This window comes from Capillimicrobium parvum (genome assembly GCF_021172045.1).
Classification (GTDB): domain Bacteria; phylum Actinomycetota; class Thermoleophilia; order Solirubrobacterales; family Solirubrobacteraceae; genus Capillimicrobium; species Capillimicrobium parvum.
This window is the reverse complement of record NZ_CP087164.1, coordinates 4,865,980-4,880,961: the sequence shown is the minus strand read 5'-3', so window position 1 is coordinate 4,880,961 and position 14,982 is coordinate 4,865,980. Positions and strand designations below refer to the sequence as shown.

Sequence of the window (14,982 nt, the reverse complement as noted above, 5' to 3'; positions counted from 1 at the left end):
GACGGTCACTCGCCGGAGTCCTCCGACGCCCTGGGTAGCGTGCCGCGCCATGCCGCTGACCGAGGCGATCGGCCGCCACTGGAGGCTCCACGGCGACGGTCGCTCCGTCGCTCCCGGCGCGGTCGTCCGGCCCGACGAGCGGCTGCGCTGGCCGGCGATGATCGGGCTCGGCGGCCAGCACGTGCTGGCGATGTTCGGGGCGACCGCGCTCGTGCCGGTCCTCACCGGCTTCCCGGTCTCGACCACGCTGCTGTTCTCCGGGATCGGCACGCTGCTGTTCTGCCTGCTCACGCGCAACCGCGTCCCGTCGTATACGGGGTCGTCCTTCGCGTTCATCGCGCCGGTCATCGCCGCGAAGGCCGAGGGCGGCGTCCCGGCGGCGCTCGGCGGGATCCTGTGCGCCGGGGTCGCGCTGCTCGTCGTCGGAGCGGTCGTCGACCGCGCCGGCTACCGCGTCGTGGCGTTCCTGCTGCCGCCGGTGGTCACCGGCGCGATCGTCGCGCTCATCGGGCTGAACCTCGCACCGGTGGCCAAGGACCAGTTCACCCAGCAGGCCGGCGTGGCCGTGTTCACGCTGGCCGCCATCCTGATCGCCAGCGTCGCGCTGCCGGGCCTCGGCGCCCGGCTGTCGGTCGTGATCGGCGTCGTCGCCGGCTACGTCTTCGCCGCGATCCTCGGCAAGGTCGACTGGGCCGCGGTGCATGACGCCGCCTGGGTCGGCTGGCCGGATTTCACGACGCCCGTGTTCGACGGCCGGGCGATCCTGCTGATCGTGCCGGCGGTGATCCTCGTGCTCGTCGCCGAGAACGCCGGGCACGTCAAGGCGGTCGCGGCGATGACCGGCGACGACCTCGACCCGCTCATCGGCCGCACGCTCATGGCCGACGGCGCCGCGACCGCGCTGTCCGGCGCGTTCGGCGGGTCGGGCACGACGACGTACGCGGAGAACATCGGCGTGATGGGCCTGACCCGCGTGTACTCCACGCTCGCCTACATCATCGCCGGCCTGTGCGCGATCGCCCTCGGGCTCCTGCCGAAGCTCGGCGCGATCGTCGCCGCCATCCCGGTCGGCGTGCTCGGCGGAGCCGTGACGGTGCTCTTCGGGATGATCGCGGTGCTCGGCGCCCGCATCTGGCTCGAGGCGCGCGTCGACTTCCGCGACCCCGTCAACCTGACCACGGCGGCCGTCGCGCTGATCGTCGGCGCCGGCAACTACACCCTGCACTGGGACGACTACGAGTTCGCCGGGATCACGCTCGGCACCGTCGCCGCGATCGGGATCTACCAGGTGCTGCGCGCGGTGCGCCGGCGCGAGCACGTAGCGTCTGCGTGATGCGGATCATCGACCTCTCGACCACCATCTCGGCGAGCCCCGAGGGGACGCCCGACTTCCAGCGCACCGGCGTCGAGTACGTCGACCACGCCGGCGGCGCCGCGGAGATCCGGGCGCTGTTCGGCGTTCCGCCGGAGCTGCTGCGCGACGGCGAGGGCTGGACGCGCGAGACGGTCACCCTCGGCACGCACAACGCCACGCACGTCGATGCGCCCTACCACTACAACTCGCACATCCAGGGCTCGCCCGCGGAGACGATCGACGAGCTGCCGCTCGAGCGCTTCCTCGGGCCGGGCGTCGTCGTCGACATGACCCACAAGGCCGACGGCGACGCGGTCACCGCCGAGCAGATGGAGGCCGGCGTCGCGGCGGCCGGCCACGATCTGCGCCCCGGCGACATCGTGTTCGTCCGCACCGGTCGCGACGCGTTCTACGCGGACCCCGGCTACATCAACCTCGGGCCGGGCGTCACCGCCGCCGCGACGCACTGGCTCTACGACCGCGGCGTGCGCGTCATGGGCATCGACGCGTGGGGATGGGACCGGCCGCTCGGGATGCAGGCTGCGGACGCGCTCGAGCGGCGCGAGCGGGGCATCTTCTGGGAGGCGCACCAGGCCGACCTGCCGTACTCGCAGATCGAGCGGCTCGTGAACCTCGGCGCGCTGCCGCCGACCGGGTTCACCGTCGCCTGCTTCCCGCTGAAGATCGCCCGGGCGAGCGCCGCGCCGGCCCGCGTCGTGGCGATTCTCGACGACTGATGGGCTAGGGCGCCGATGCCGGCCCCGGCGGACAAGGGTGGGGTTCCGGTGGCTGCCGGCGTGAGGCGGGCCCCGTGGGCGCTCTACTCGGGCGGGGTGCCGAAGACGCGGTCGCCCGCGTCGCCGAGGCCCGGCCGGATGAACGCGTTCTCGTCCAGGCAGCGGTCGAGCGTGGCGGTCCAGATCGGCACGTCGGGGTGGTGCTCGGCGACCGCGGCGACGCCCTCGGGGGCGCACACGAGGCAGATGAGCCTGACGTGCCGCGCGCCCGCTTCGCGCAGGCGGTCCAGCGCGTAGAGCGCGCTGCCCCCGGTCGCGAGCATCGGGTCGAGGACGAACACGTGCGTCTCGGCGAGGCGGGGAGGCAGGCGCTCGAAGTAGCCGTGCGGGGAGTGCGTCGTCTCGTCGCGCTGCATGCCGAGGTGGCCGACGCGCGCGTCGGGCAGCAGCCGCAGGAAGCCCTCGACCATCGACAGCCCGGCGCGCAGCACCGGCACCACCGCCACGTCGCCGCACAGCCGCCGCGCGTCCGTGCGCTCGAGCGGGGTGTCGATCTCGACCGCCTCGGTCGGTAGGTCGCGCGTGGCCTCGATCGCGACGATCGCCGACGCCTCGTGCAGGGCGCGGCGGAACGCGCCGTGGTAGGTCGTGCGGTCGCGCATGACGCGCATGCGGTCGGCCAGGACGGGATGTTCGACGACGGTGACCGGGGCGCTCATGGCGGCGCGATGCTCGCAGGTCCGGCGGCCTTCCCACGATGCTCTCAGACTTCTCCCAGGTTTCTGCGCACAATGAGTCCATGGCCACCGACTCTCCACGCGTGCTGGTCGTCGACGACGAGCCGAACATCGTCGACGTCATCTCGATGGCGCTGCGCTTCCAGGGCTTCGAGGTCGCCGCCGCCCACACCGGCGGCGAGGCGATCGCGCAGGTGTCGGCGTTCCGGCCCGACCTGCTGCTGCTCGACGTGATGCTCCCCGACATGGAGGGCTTCGACGTCGCGCGCCGGCTCGGCAGCCAGCGCAGCACCGTGCCGATCATCTTCCTGACGGCGCGCGACGCGACCGAGGACAAGGTGCGCGGGCTGACGACCGGCGGCGACGACTACGTCACCAAGCCCTTCAGCCTCGAGGAGCTGGTCGCGCGCATCCGGACCGTCCTGCGGCGCACGGGCGCCGCCGAGCCCGACTCCGGCCGCCTCGTCTTCGACGACCTCGAGCTCGACGAGGACGCGCGCGAGGTCACCCGCGGCGGTGCGGCGGTCGAGCTGACCGCGACCGAGTACCGGCTGCTGCGCTACCTCATGCTCAACCCGCGCCGCGTGCTGACGCGCGCGCAGATCCTCGACCACGTCTGGGACTACGACTTCGGCGGTGACGCGCGCATCCTCGAGACCTACATCAGCTACCTGCGCAAGAAGGTCGACGGCCAGGGCTCGCCGCTCATCCACACCGTGCGCGGCGTCGGCTACGTGCTGCGAAGCCCCCGGTGATGATGGCGTCGCTGCGGGCCCGGCTGATCGCCGGCGTGCTCGTGCTCGCGGCGATCGGCCTGCTCACCGCCGGGGCGATCACGTACGCCGAGCAGCGCTCGTTCCTGCTGGAGCGCGTCGACGGCCAGGCGCGCGCGGCGACCGGCGCGGTGTCGCGGGCGCTGGCCGAGCAGGGGTACGGCTCGCCACGTCCCGGGGCCGGCTTCCCCGGAGATCGCGACGGCGACCACCGACCCGGCGGGCCGCCCCCGACGAACCTGCCGCCGGGCACGTACGGCCAGCTGCGCGCCGGCGACGGGACGGTGCTCGGTGCCACCACCCTGAGCTACGGCCAGGCCGGCCTCCCGGCGCCGGACCTGCCGAAGCAGCTGCCCAACGGCCGGCTGGTCACGGTCGACGCGAAGGGCGGCTCCGGCCTGCGCTACCGCGTGCTGTCGGAGAGCGACCCGATCGACGGCGGCAGCGTCGTCGTGGCGATCCCGCTCCGCGACGTCGACCAGACGCTCGGCCGCCTGCTGCTCGTGCTTGCCCTCGTCATCGGCGCCGTGCTCCTCGCGCTGGCGCTGCTGTCGTGGTGGGTGGTGCGGATGGGGCTGCGGCCGCTGGACCGCATCGGCGCGACCGCGGGCGCGATCGCCGCCGGCGACCTGTCGCGCCGCGTGCAGCCGGCGGACTCGCGCACCGAGGTCGGGCGGCTCGGGCTCTCGCTCAACGCGATGCTCGAGCGCCTGGAGCGCGCCTTCGCCGAGCGCCAGGCGTCCGAGGACCGGCTGCGGCGCTTCCTCGCCGACGCCTCGCACGAGCTGCGCACGCCGCTGTCGTCGATCCGCGGGTACGCGGAGGTGTTCCGCATGGGCGCGGCCCGCGACCCCGGCGACGTCGACAAGGCGATGCGCCGCATCGAGGACGAGTCCGCGCGGATGGGCGTGCTCGTCGAGGACCTGCTGACGCTCGCGCGGCTCGACGAGCTGCCCGAGGCCGTGCGGGCCGAGGTCGACCTGGCGGCGATCGCCGGCGACGCGGCGTCCGACGCACAGGCGGTCGCGCCCGACCGCGCGATCGCCGTCGGCGGCGACGCGCCGGTGATCGTCCACGGCGACCCGAGCGCGCTGCGCCAGGTGCTCGCCAACCTCCTGCGCAACGCGCTCGTCCACACGCCGGCGGGGACGCCGATCGAGCTGACGGTGGGCGCCGGGGACGGAGAGGCGACGGTCGCCGTGCGCGATCACGGGCCCGGGCTGCCGCCGGGCGATCCGCACCAGCTCTTCGAGCGCTTCTGGCGCGCCGAGGGCGCGCGGGGGCGCGAGCGCGGCAAGGCCGGCGCGGGGCTCGGGCTGGCGATCGTGGCCGGCATCGTCGACGCGCACGGCGGGCGGGTGACCGCCGAGGACGCGCCGGGCGGCGGGGCGCGGTTCGTCGTGACGCTGCCTGCGGGCGCGGTCGCCGCCCCGGTCCTCTCAGCGACCTCTCAGCCCATTCCCTGAGCGGCCCCACGGTCGGCCCGCGAGCTGCGGCTGCGGCGCCGGCGCGGACCTTCGGCATGACGGCGATCGCGACGCTGCCCCGGCGCGCGCGAGGCGACCTCCAGGTCGACCTCGTCGTGCCGGTCCACAACGAGCAGCGCACGCTCGCCACTGCCGTCGAGCGCCTGCACGGCTACCTCGACGCGAGGTTCCCCTTCACCTGGCGCATCGTCGTCGCCGACAACGCGAGCACCGACGCGACGCTGGCGGTCGCCCACCAGCTCCCGTGGGAGCTGCCGGGGGGTCGACGTGCTGCACCTCGGCGAGAAGGGCCGCGGCCGCGCGCTGCGCGCGGCGTGGCTGGCGAGCCCGACCGAGGTCGTCGCCTGCACCGACGTCGACCTGTCGACCGACCTGCGTGCCGTCCTGCCGCTGGTCGTGCCGCTCCTGTCGGGCCACAGCGACCTTGCGATCGGCACGCGGCTGGCGCGCGGGGCGCGCGTGGAGCGCGGACCGAAGCGCGAGCTCATCTCACGCAGCGACGACCGGCTGCTGCGCGCCAGGCTGCGCGCCCGGTTCTCGGACGCGCAGTGCGGGTTCAAGGCGGCACGGGCCGACGTGGTCCACGCGCTGCTGCCCGGCGTGCGAGACGAGGCGTGGTTCCTCGACACGGAGCTGCTCGTCCTGGCGCAGCGCCGCGGGCTGCGGATCCACGAGGTGCCGGTCGACTGGGTCGACGACCCGGACTCGCGCGTGGACATCGTCTCCACGGCTCTCGAGGACCTGCGCGGGATCGCGCGGGCTGGTGCGGTAGGGCGGCGCCGGAGCGCCGCCCGGCCCTGCTACCGGGCCGACCGCGAGCGCGACCGCGACCGGTTGCGCGACCGTGACCGCGACCGCGACGAGCTCGACCCGCCGCCGCTTCGCTCGCCGCCGCCGCGCGTCGAGTTCGACTGGAACCCGGACCGCTCGAACTCGCGGTCGAGCTTCAGCTCGCCGGCGATCTTGCCCATGTCGCGGGCCTGCTCGGCGCCGACGAACGTGATGCCGATCCCCGTCCGCCCGGCGCGACCGGTCCGGCCGACGCGGTGGACGTAGCCCTCGCGGTCCTCCGGCGGGTCGAACTGGATGACGTGCGAGATGCCGTCGACGTCGATGCCGCGGGCGGCCACGTCGGTCGCCACGAGCGTGTCGACGCGGCCGGCCTCGAAGCTCGCCAGCGCCTTCTCGCGCTGGCGCTGGGACTTGTCGCCGTGCATCGCGACCGCGGTGACGCCCTCGCGGCTCAGCCGCTTGACGAGCCGGTCGGCGCCGCGCTTGGTGCGCACGAACACGAGTGCCAGGTCGCGGTCGGCGCGCAGCTCGCGCACGAGCGCGTCGAGGCGGTCGTCGCGCTCGGCGGCGACGAAGCGGTGCTCGATCGCGGCGGTGCGGGTCTCGGCCGGCACATGCTCATGGCGGATCGCGTCGCGCGTGTAGGCCTGGGCGATGCGCCCCGCCTCGCCGTCCAGCGTCGCCGAGAAGAACATCGTCTGGCGGTCGGCCGGGCACTTGGCCACGATCCGGTCCACGACGGGCCGGAAGCCCATGTCGAGCATGCGGTCGGCCTCGTCGAGGACGAGCAGCTGGACGGCGTCGAGGGTGAAGGACCGGCGCTGGAGGAGGTCCTCGAGGCGGCCGGGCGTCGCCACGATGACGTGGGCGCGGGCGGCCTCGCGCGCCTGCTTCTCGAGGCCGACGCCGCCGTAGACCGCCTTGACGCGCAGCGCGCGGCTGTGCGCGACGGAGTGCAGCTCCTCGACGATCTGGGTGGCGAGCTCGCGCGTGGGAGCGAGGACGAGCGCGGCGGGCCGCGGGCCGTTGGCGTCGATGCGGTCGACGAGCGGCAGGCCGAACGCGAGCGTCTTGCCGCTGCCGGTCGGCGACTTGGCCAGCACGTCGCGGCCGGCGAGCATGTCGGCGATCACGAGCGACTGGATGGGGAACGGGGCGGTGATGCCGCGTTCGGTCAGGGCGGCCACGACCGGCCGCGACACGCCGAGATCGGCGAAGGACTGCGTAGACATCGGTACTCCTGAAGGCAAGCGGCGCTACCGGGCCGCGGTGGTTCGGGAGGCGAACGGCGTACCCGAACCGCCGGATTGGGGCGGGACCCAAGCATGCAAGCTGCCTCGCGGTCGGCACGGTGCCAACCGCAGATGCCTTACACAGTAGCGACCCGGTACGGTCGCGTCGCCATGGTGCGCCACCGCCACCGCCACCGCCACCGCCACCGCCCTCGCGCTCGCGCTCGTCTCGGCCGCCGCGACGACGTCCGCCGCGGCCCCCGCGATCCCGGCGCCGTGCGCGCCGCAGAACCCGAACCTCGCGCCCGATCCGCGCAGCAACATCCACAACGACACGTGGATGACCGACGCGTACGCCGGGCCCGGACCGCGCGGATCGCGCCTGCAGACCGGCTTCGGCGCTGCCGCCGTCGCTGTGCGGATCGCTGACCTTCGACTCCCACGACCGGATCGTCACGGTCTGCCCGTCGATCGTGGCGCCGCCCGCGCTGCGGCTCATCGACCCGCGGACGCTGCAGGTCCTCGGCGAGACGACCCTGCCGAACGCTCCCACCCCTCCGGGCACCCCCGAGTTCCAGAACTTCACCGGCGGCGGCTACTTCTTCCTCGACGGCGACGACCTTCCTGGAGCGCCACGAAGACGAGCCACCTCTGGGTGCTGAGCGCCGGCGCGGGCACGGAGTTCCGCAAGGTGGCCGACTACGACCTGACCTCCGTGGTCACCGGCGACGAGCGGATCACCTCGGCGCTGCCCGACTTCCGCGGGCGCATCTGGTTCGTCACGAAGCGCACCGGCAAGATCGGCGTGCTCGACCCGAGGACGCGCCGGATCCGCGTGCTGCGCACCGGCGAGGAGATCGAGAACTCGTTCACGGTCGACCGCCGCGCCGTCTAGGTCGTCAGCGACCGCCGCATGTACCGGCTGAGCGCGGGCCGCGACGGCCGCCCGCGCGTCGACTGGAAGGTCACCTACCGCAACTCCGGGATCGTCAAGCCGAGCCAGGTCGACGCGGGCTCGGGCACGACGCCGACGATCCTCTTGGGCGGCCGCGTCGCGATCACCGATAACGCCGACCCGATGAACGTGGTCGTGTACCGCACCGCCAAGCATCTGCGGCGCGGTCAGCGGCGCGTCGTCTGCGAGGTGCCGTCTTCGCCCGCGGCGCGAGCGCCACCGAGAACTCGCTCATCGGCTCCGGCCGCTCGCTGATCGTCGAGAACAACCACGGCTACCGCGACCCGTTCGGCCCGCTCGCCGGCACGATCACCGAGACCGGCTTCGCCCGGGTCGACCTCGACCGCCGCCGCACCGGCTGCCGCGTCGTGTGGACGAACACGACCGAGCGCGGGCCGAGCGTGGTGCCGAAGCTCTCCACCGCGACCGGGCTCGTCTACACGTACGTGCAGGAGCCCGACGGCCTCGGCGGGCAGCGGTGGTCGTGGGCCGGCCTCGACGCCCGCACCGGCGCGACCGCGTTCAAGCACCCCGCCGGGACGGGCCTCGAGGCCAACAACAACTACGCCGGCATCGCGCTTGGCCCCGACGGCACCGCCTACCTCGGCACGATCGGCGGCCCACGCACGCTGCGCGACGGCCCGTAGCGGCGCCACCAGCCCGCGCAGCGCGACGAGCGCCCACACGGCCTCGAGCAGCAGGAAGCCCCAGTCGCGGCCATGTAGGGCCAGCCCCGCGAGCAGCGCCGAGCCGGCGAGGTTGAGACTCAGGTACACGGGCGACGTCAGCGACATCCGCCCCAGCTGGGACCACACGAAGGGAATCAGGACGCCCAGGGCGCCGAGGATCTGCAGCAGGTCGAGCATGGCGAAAGCACCTTCCCGGAGCGCCGTCGTCACACCGGGTACGGCGCAGCTCTCGTCCGGGTCACGCCCCAGTCGGACGCGACCCCTTCAGCCTAGCGAGCGCGCCGACTACCCGATCGGGTAGTCGCCCGCTGCCCGGCCGACCCCACCCATGCTGTCGAAAACCGCCCGCGGGGCGCTGAGTATTCGGTCTCTTGACGCAAGGCGGTTGGCTCGCGTGGTAGAACCCCCTCCAGGTGTGATCGGTCCATGGCCCTTACCCGACGTGCGGCCGGCGTCCCAAGTACCACCTGTCCGGACGAGCGCATCGTGAGTTGTCGCCCGGCTGACGGCTTGCGAGCTCCGTTCAACCTCCTCACCGAGTTGTTCGGCGATCCGGTGATGGCCGGCGTATTTGCCGAAGAGCAGGCAGTGAGAGGCTGGCTTCGAGCAGAGGCAGCCCTCGCACAGGCACAGGGCGATGCAGGCGTCGTGGATGACGACATAGCCCGGGAGGTCGCACGGGCATGCGTCATCGAGAACGTCGACTTTGACGTCTTGTGGCGTGACGCTCGCAACGTTGGGTATCCGATCTTGCCGCTCGTGCGGATGATCGACGATGCCCTGTCAGATAGGGCAGCCGGGCACATGCACCTCGGTGCCACGACGCAGGACATCATGGATACCGGGCTGGCGCTTCAGCTCGCTGAGGCGACCGACCGGCTCATCGTCCTTACGGGGACCGTCGGCGACGCGCTTGCGGACATCGTCGACGTTCATCGCCGAACCTATATGGCGGCCCGCACGCACGGTCAGCAGGCTGTGCCGACGACCTTTGGTGCGAAGGTCGCGGTCCACCTCGCGGAGTTCACGCGGCGGCGGGAGCGCCTTGTGGCGGTTCGTCCGATGATTGCCTGTGTGTCGTTGTTCGGCGCTGGCGGTACATCCGCCGCGCTGGGACCCTCCGCCCCCCGCGTACGTCAGCGCATGGGGCAGATCCTGGCGCTGGAGGTGACTGATGTTCCATGGCACGTCGCCCGGGATCGCTTGGCGGAGTTCGGACTCGCGTGTTCGACGCTTGCTGCGAGCTGCAGTCGGTTCGCGCGAGAAGTGGTCGCGTTGTCACGCACCGAGATCGGCGAGGTCAGCGAGCCTCGAGGGCACCATCGTGGTGCTTCGTCGACGATGCCACAGAAGTCCAATCCCATTGCATCCGAAGCGATCATCGGCATGTCGTTGACTGCTGCTGCGTTGTCGTCCGCTCTGCACGTCGCGATGGAGGCGGGTCACGAACGAGCGGCTGGTGAGTGGCAGGTCGAGTGGGTCGTGCTGCCCGCTCTTGCGGTGATGGCGGCCGGTTGTGCCCTCAATGCGGCCGAGATCGCGTCGGGACTGGAGGTCTATCCCAGCACTATGCGCCGCAACATGCAGACGGGCCAGGGGTTCGTGATGGCAGAGGCGTACATGATGCGTCTGGCTGGGCACATGGGGCGCGAGCGCGCGCACGATCGCATGTATGCGGCGGTTCTCGAGGCTCGCGGGCGCGGCGAGTCTCTGGACGCCGTGCTGGCTGGCATGTCCGACAGCGACCCGCCCTTCGAGCTGATCCCTTTGGAGGATTACGTAGGTGATCCGGATCTCGTCTGTGATACGGCCTTGCGTGCTTGGCGCGCTGGAACCCGGAGTGCGACCAGTATCGAAAGGACCGCCATATGACCGCCACGCAGGCCGACGCTCCAGGCGGCGGCTCGTCGACAGGCATCGGGGCCTCACCATCCGGCGGATCGAAACCATCCCAGTCCGCGTGCCGCTCGGCCGCATCTATCGAGGCAGCTACTACGAGATGAGCCACCGCTCGACGATCGTCACGCGCGTCTACATGGTGGACGAAGGCATCGTCGGAGAGGCCTACGCCGGTGACGAGGACGCCGGCCTGCTCGCGATCATCCACGGGGAGATCGCGCCGCGCCTGATCGGCGCCGACGCCATGTCGATCGAGCGCTGCTGGGAGCTCTCGCGTGGTGTCACGCTCAACATCCTGCGTGACCGTCGGCTCGGCCTCGTGGCCCAAGCGTGTGTGGACTCCGCGCTGTGGGACGCAATCGGAAAGGCGCTAGCCCAGCCGCTGTGGCGGCTGTGGGGCGGCTATCGCAACCGCCTCCCGATGATCTCGATCGGCGGCTACTACGACGGCACCGTGACCATCGCCGAGGAGATCGCCGAGCTGCGCGAGGCGGGCATGGCCGGTATGAAGTTCAAGGTCGGGGCCGCGATCCCCAGACCGACGCCGAGCGCTTCCGCGAGGCGCGCCCGCGCCGGGGGTAGCGACTTCATCCTCGCCGCCGACGCCAACCAGGGGTGGACGCGAGACGAGCGATTACTTTCGCCCGCTTGGTCGCAGACGACGACCTGCGCTGGTTCGAGGAGCCTTGCCGCTGGCACAACGATCGCCGGGCGATGCGTGACGTGCGCGCGAGGGCCGCGTCGCTGTCTGCGCCGGCCAAACCGAGTTCTCCGCGTCCGGATGCCGGGATCTGATGGTCGACGGCGCGATCGACGTGTGCAACTTCGATGCCTCTTGGTCGGGCGGCCCGACCGAGTGGCGACGGGTCGCCAGTATGGCGCTCACGTTGACGTCGCGATGGGCCATCACGAGGAGCCGCAGGTGGCCGCCCACCTGCTCGCGTTGGTGTCCAATGGCACCTACGTCGAATGTTGTCATCCGGACCGCGATCCGATCTGGCGGAACCTCATCGCCAACCGACCCAAGCTGGTCGACGGGCGAGCTGCCGCTGCCCGACGGGCCTGGCCTCGGCTGGGAGCTCGATGAGGACTACATCGAGCACTACCGGGTCGGTCCATGCGTAGGGCGGGACGCACCGCAACAGGCGCGACTGGTCGACACCACCACCACTGGGTGACATATCTGCTTGAGGACGAAGGTCGAGGATCAGCTATTTCGCGTGGCGCTCGACCTTGCGCCGCGAAGCCTGGACCGTGAACTGCAACGCACGGCTCCTGACACGCAAGGGCTCGCTACCGCGCGCGGGTCAATCCGGGGGCGGCGGGCCGTGCGACGGCTTGGTCGACGGGGCGGCGCGTCGCTCGCGCGGAAAGCGCGGGACACGTCGGCGTTACATCGGTCGATGTGGCACGCCGGGCCGGCGCGGAGCTGGCGCTTCGATGGGCCCCGCGGGCGTATCGCAAGCCTAGGCAATGGCCGCCAGCGGACCACGGCGACTTCCGGGATGCGGTATCGGCACCGAAGGCGCATAGGCGAGAACCGCGCGCCTCCGATGCGGCCCTCGTGCGCGGCGCGCACATGAGCCCAGCGACCTTCCGCGCTTGACAGACGGCGTCCAGCCGCCTACAGTCGCTCATATTACGGTTGTAACTCTCATTATATGAGAGTTTCCCTCAGGAGCGAGATGACTACAGATCTGTATGAGGTGGCCGGCTACGGTGGCCGAGACATCGGCTTTGGCGAGCGCCCGGCCGTCCTAGTCGTCGACTTCCAGAACGCCGTCACAAACGAGACGCAGCCCATGGGGCAGAGTCCGCTGGTCGCGTCGGCGATTCCCCAGACGCAGGAGTTGCTTGAGGCTGCGCGCCGAGGCGGCGCTCCCGTCGTCTTCTGCGCAACGTCCTTCCAGGCCGACAAGCAGGACATGCCGCCGTGGAAGATCACCGCGATGGACGCATGGATCAATAAGTCGTGGGAGGTCGAGATCGACGAGCGCCTTTGGCGGGACGGCGACGTCCTGGTCATTAAGAAGGCGCCGTCGATCTTCTTCGGAACTCCCGTCGTGTCTATCCTCACCAAGGCCAGCGTCGACACCGTCATCTTGGCGGGGGCGAATACGAGCGGATGCATCCGCGCGTCGACGATCGACTCGTTCTCGTACGGGTTCCGGACGATTCTTCCCCGCGAATGCGTGGCCGATCAGGGAGAGGCTCCCCACGAGGCGAACCTGCGCGATGTCGCCATCCGCTACGCGGACGTGGTGCCCGCGGCCGACGTGGTGGCTTACCTTCGCGGAGTCAGCGAGGGTCGCGTGCGTCCCCCAGTGGGAAGCAGCGAATTGCAGGCCTGACGTCTTGGTGATTGACGGATTCGAGGGAGCAGAGAATGACCGTGATCGGTGACGAAGACCGCATCGGCGTCGAACAGACGATCGACCCCACGACGTTTTCGGTCGTGTTCAACGCGCTCAACTCGGTCGTCGAGGAGATGTCACTGACGTTCGAGCATTCGGCGTGGTCGTCGATCCTCTCGCAATGCCGCGACTTCTCGTGCGCCATCTACGACGCCTCGGTTCCCCCGAACGCGCTCTGTGTCTTCGATGGGCTGCCGATCCATGTCAACGCCCAGCCGGTGGCGATCGCGGAGATCGCCAAGTTCTTCGGCGACGACATCAACGACGGTGACGTGATCATGGTCAACTGCACGTACTTCGGTACGACACACATCGGCGACCTAGTCATCGCAACGCCGATCTTCTACGAGGGTAAGCACCTGTTCTGGGCCGCAGCGACAGGCCACCAGATGGACGTCGGCTCCCCGTACAACACGAGCGTCCCCGTGCAGGCGACCGACGTGTGGAAGGAGGGCTTCCAGATCTCGCCGCTCAAGCTGGAGGACGCCGGCCGGCTCCGCAAAGACGTTCTGGAGCTTTACCTCCAGAACATGCGCTACCGCGACTTCATCTATGGCGACCTGATGTCGCAGGTCGGCTCAGTGAAGACTGGCAAGCGTCGCGTGATCGAGCTGCTGGACAAGTGGGGGACCGACACACTGCGCGCTTTCTCCGACGAGGTCATCGACTATGCGGACCGTCGCACGGCGGCGCAGATCGCGACGTTCGCTGACGGGACGTACACCTCCGAGGCGTGGGTCGACTCCGATGGCACCGGTCAGACCAACATGACCGTGCGGTGCAAGATGACGATCTCCGGGTCGCAGATCCACATCGACTTCGACGGCTCCGACCCGCAGGCGCGCGGCGGCGTCAACGCGTCGTGGGCAACGTGCCAGAACGCAGCGTCGACGCCGGTCCTCGCCTGCCTCGATCCCGATGTCCCGCACAACCAAGGCTGCCTGCGGCACATCACGGTCAGCGCGCCTAAGGGGACAATTACCAACGTCGAGTGGCCCGGTGCCACCGCGGACGCCACCATTGTTCCGGCGGACTCGATTTCCGACGCCGTTTGGAAGTGCTTGGCTCAGGCCGCGCCGGACAAGGCGGTCGCGGGGTACGGGCACATCGCCCCCAACGCCGTCACGGCGGGCTTGGACCGTCGCAGCGACGCCGCGACGCCGTTCGGGGTCATCCTCTTCAACGGGAGCTCCGGCGGCGGCGCCTGCCTCGAGCACGACGGCTGGCCGCTCATGTACTGCCCCGCGGCCATCGGCGGTCTGAAGTTCGTGCCGGTCGAGGTGCTTGAGATGACCTATCCGCTGGTCGTCCACACACAGGAGGTTCGGATCGACTCGATGGGCGCCGGTCGGACGCGCGGCGGCCCAGGCCTGACGTTCACCGTCGAGCCCCGCGGCACCGGTCAGGTCGACAACTACCCTTACGGCGATGGCATGTTCAATCCACCGTTCGGCGTCTTCGGTGGACTGCCTGGCGACGGTGGCGCGCTCTACCGCAACAACAAGGACGGAACGCGAACCTTCTTCAGCATGATCTCGTACTTCCGGGTGCGCGAAGGCGAGTCTTGGGTGGGCGAATCGACCGGCGGCGGCGGCTACGGCGACCCGCTTGAACGTGACCCCGAGCGCGTGCGAGCGGACGTACGCAACGGCTTCGTGAGCACCGAGTCAGCTGAGCGCGACTACGGCGTCGTGATCGACGGCGCGACGAACGAGATCGACGCCGCAGCCACGACGGCGTTGCGTGCGAAGAAAGCCTCCGGCCCCGGAGTGACTGCGCTCGTCGTCCCGGACCACGTCGATGCCGGCACATATTACCGCGATCTCATGCGAGACGGCGACGGCTTTGAACTGGACCCGCATCCGCCACTCGACGCCGACTTTACGCTCTAAGAGGAAGAGGGATCTGCACTA

The 14,982-nt window shown here is 70.8% G+C and carries 14 protein-coding genes and 2 pseudogenes; 12 read left to right on the top strand and 4 right to left on the bottom strand.

Going from position 1 to position 14,982, the window contains the following annotated elements; genetic code table 11:
• Window positions 1–49 precede the first annotated feature (49 nt).
• Together DSM104329_RS23850 and DSM104329_RS23845 are read left to right on the top strand one after the other, a co-directional pair.
• Window positions 50–1,333, top strand: a complete 1,284-nt coding sequence (locus tag DSM104329_RS23850) for a uracil-xanthine permease family protein (protein ID WP_259312357.1) — start codon at window positions 50–52, stop codon at window positions 1,331–1,333.
• Complete coding sequence (locus DSM104329_RS23845) at window positions 1,333–2,091, top strand: cyclase family protein (protein ID WP_259312356.1); 759 nt, start codon at window positions 1,333–1,335, stop codon at window positions 2,089–2,091. Before DSM104329_RS23850 ends, DSM104329_RS23845 begins: the two co-directional genes overlap by 1 nt.
• Window positions 2,092–2,174: 83 nt before the next feature.
• Here the strand turns inward: DSM104329_RS23845 and upp are convergent, their stop codons facing one another.
• Entirely contained in the window at window positions 2,175–2,810 is a 636-nt protein-coding gene (gene upp, locus DSM104329_RS23840) for a uracil phosphoribosyltransferase (RefSeq protein ID WP_259312355.1), read from the bottom strand.
• An 80-nt stretch (window positions 2,811–2,890) separates the two neighbouring features.
• On the opposite strand from upp, the gene DSM104329_RS23835 reads away from it, so the two are divergent.
• The 3 genes and pseudogenes from DSM104329_RS23835 to DSM104329_RS28990 form a co-directional block, all read left to right on the top strand.
• On the top strand, window positions 2,891–3,583 hold the full coding sequence (locus DSM104329_RS23835) for a response regulator transcription factor (protein WP_259312354.1): 693 nt from the start codon (window positions 2,891–2,893) through the stop codon (window positions 3,581–3,583).
• Window positions 3,583–5,067: a sensor histidine kinase gene (locus DSM104329_RS23830; protein WP_259312353.1), complete on the top strand. Its 1,485-nt coding sequence runs from the start codon at window positions 3,583–3,585 to the stop codon at window positions 5,065–5,067. Before DSM104329_RS23835 ends, DSM104329_RS23830 begins: the two co-directional genes overlap by 1 nt.
• Before the next feature lie 56 nt (window positions 5,068–5,123).
• Window positions 5,124–5,979: pseudogene (locus DSM104329_RS28990) on the top strand (glycosyltransferase); the annotation flags it as partial.
• Here the strand turns inward: DSM104329_RS28990 and DSM104329_RS23820 are convergent.
• On the bottom strand, window positions 5,889–7,112 hold the full coding sequence (locus tag DSM104329_RS23820; protein ID WP_259312351.1) for a DEAD/DEAH box helicase: 1,224 nt from the start codon (window positions 7,110–7,112) through the stop codon (window positions 5,889–5,891). The pseudogene DSM104329_RS28990 and the gene DSM104329_RS23820 sit on opposite strands and share 91 nt — an antisense overlap.
• A 473-nt stretch (window positions 7,113–7,585) precedes the next feature.
• Here DSM104329_RS23820 and DSM104329_RS23815 point away from each other — a divergent pair, with 473 nt between their 5' ends.
• Both DSM104329_RS23815 and DSM104329_RS23810 read left to right on the top strand, forming a co-directional pair.
• Window positions 7,586–7,774, top strand: a complete 189-nt coding sequence (locus DSM104329_RS23815; protein WP_259312350.1) for a hypothetical protein — start codon at window positions 7,586–7,588, stop codon at window positions 7,772–7,774.
• Complete coding sequence (locus DSM104329_RS23810) at window positions 7,768–8,007, top strand: hypothetical protein (protein WP_259312349.1); 240 nt, start codon at window positions 7,768–7,770, stop codon at window positions 8,005–8,007. Before DSM104329_RS23815 ends, DSM104329_RS23810 begins: the two co-directional genes overlap by 7 nt.
• Window positions 8,008–8,081: 74 nt before the next feature.
• Here DSM104329_RS23810 and DSM104329_RS23805 read toward each other — a convergent pair whose 3' ends face one another.
• Window positions 8,082–8,213: a hypothetical protein gene (locus DSM104329_RS23805; protein ID WP_259312348.1), complete on the bottom strand. Its 132-nt coding sequence runs from the start codon at window positions 8,211–8,213 to the stop codon at window positions 8,082–8,084.
• 21 nt (window positions 8,214–8,234) lie between these two features.
• Entirely contained in the window at window positions 8,235–8,933 is a 699-nt protein-coding gene (locus tag DSM104329_RS23800) for a CBU_0592 family membrane protein (protein WP_259312347.1), read from the bottom strand.
• 309 nt (window positions 8,934–9,242) lie between these two features.
• Between DSM104329_RS23800 and DSM104329_RS23795 the strand changes: the two genes are divergently transcribed.
• The 5 genes and pseudogenes from DSM104329_RS23795 (at window position 9,243) to DSM104329_RS23780 (ending at window position 14,961) form a co-directional block, all read left to right on the top strand.
• Window positions 9,243–10,628: a class-II fumarase/aspartase family protein gene (locus DSM104329_RS23795; protein WP_259312346.1), complete on the top strand. Its 1,386-nt coding sequence runs from the start codon at window positions 9,243–9,245 to the stop codon at window positions 10,626–10,628.
• 127 nt (window positions 10,629–10,755) lie between these two features.
• Window positions 10,756–10,995, top strand: a pseudogene (locus DSM104329_RS29225) (mandelate racemase/muconate lactonizing enzyme family protein); the annotation flags it as partial.
• Window positions 10,996–11,449: 454 nt separating this feature from the next.
• Window positions 11,450–11,833 carry an enolase C-terminal domain-like protein gene (locus tag DSM104329_RS29220; protein ID WP_407655946.1) on the top strand — a complete coding sequence of 128 codons (384 nt, stop codon included), beginning with the start codon at window positions 11,450–11,452 and terminating at the stop codon, window positions 11,831–11,833.
• Between the two features lie 528 nt (window positions 11,834–12,361).
• On the top strand, window positions 12,362–13,006 hold the full coding sequence (locus DSM104329_RS23785; RefSeq protein WP_259312344.1) for an isochorismatase family protein: 645 nt from the start codon (window positions 12,362–12,364) through the stop codon (window positions 13,004–13,006).
• 35 nt (window positions 13,007–13,041) lie between these two features.
• Entirely contained in the window at window positions 13,042–14,961 is a 1,920-nt protein-coding gene (locus tag DSM104329_RS23780) for a hydantoinase B/oxoprolinase family protein (protein WP_259312343.1), read from the top strand.
• The last annotated feature ends 21 nt before the right edge of the window (window positions 14,962–14,982 follow it).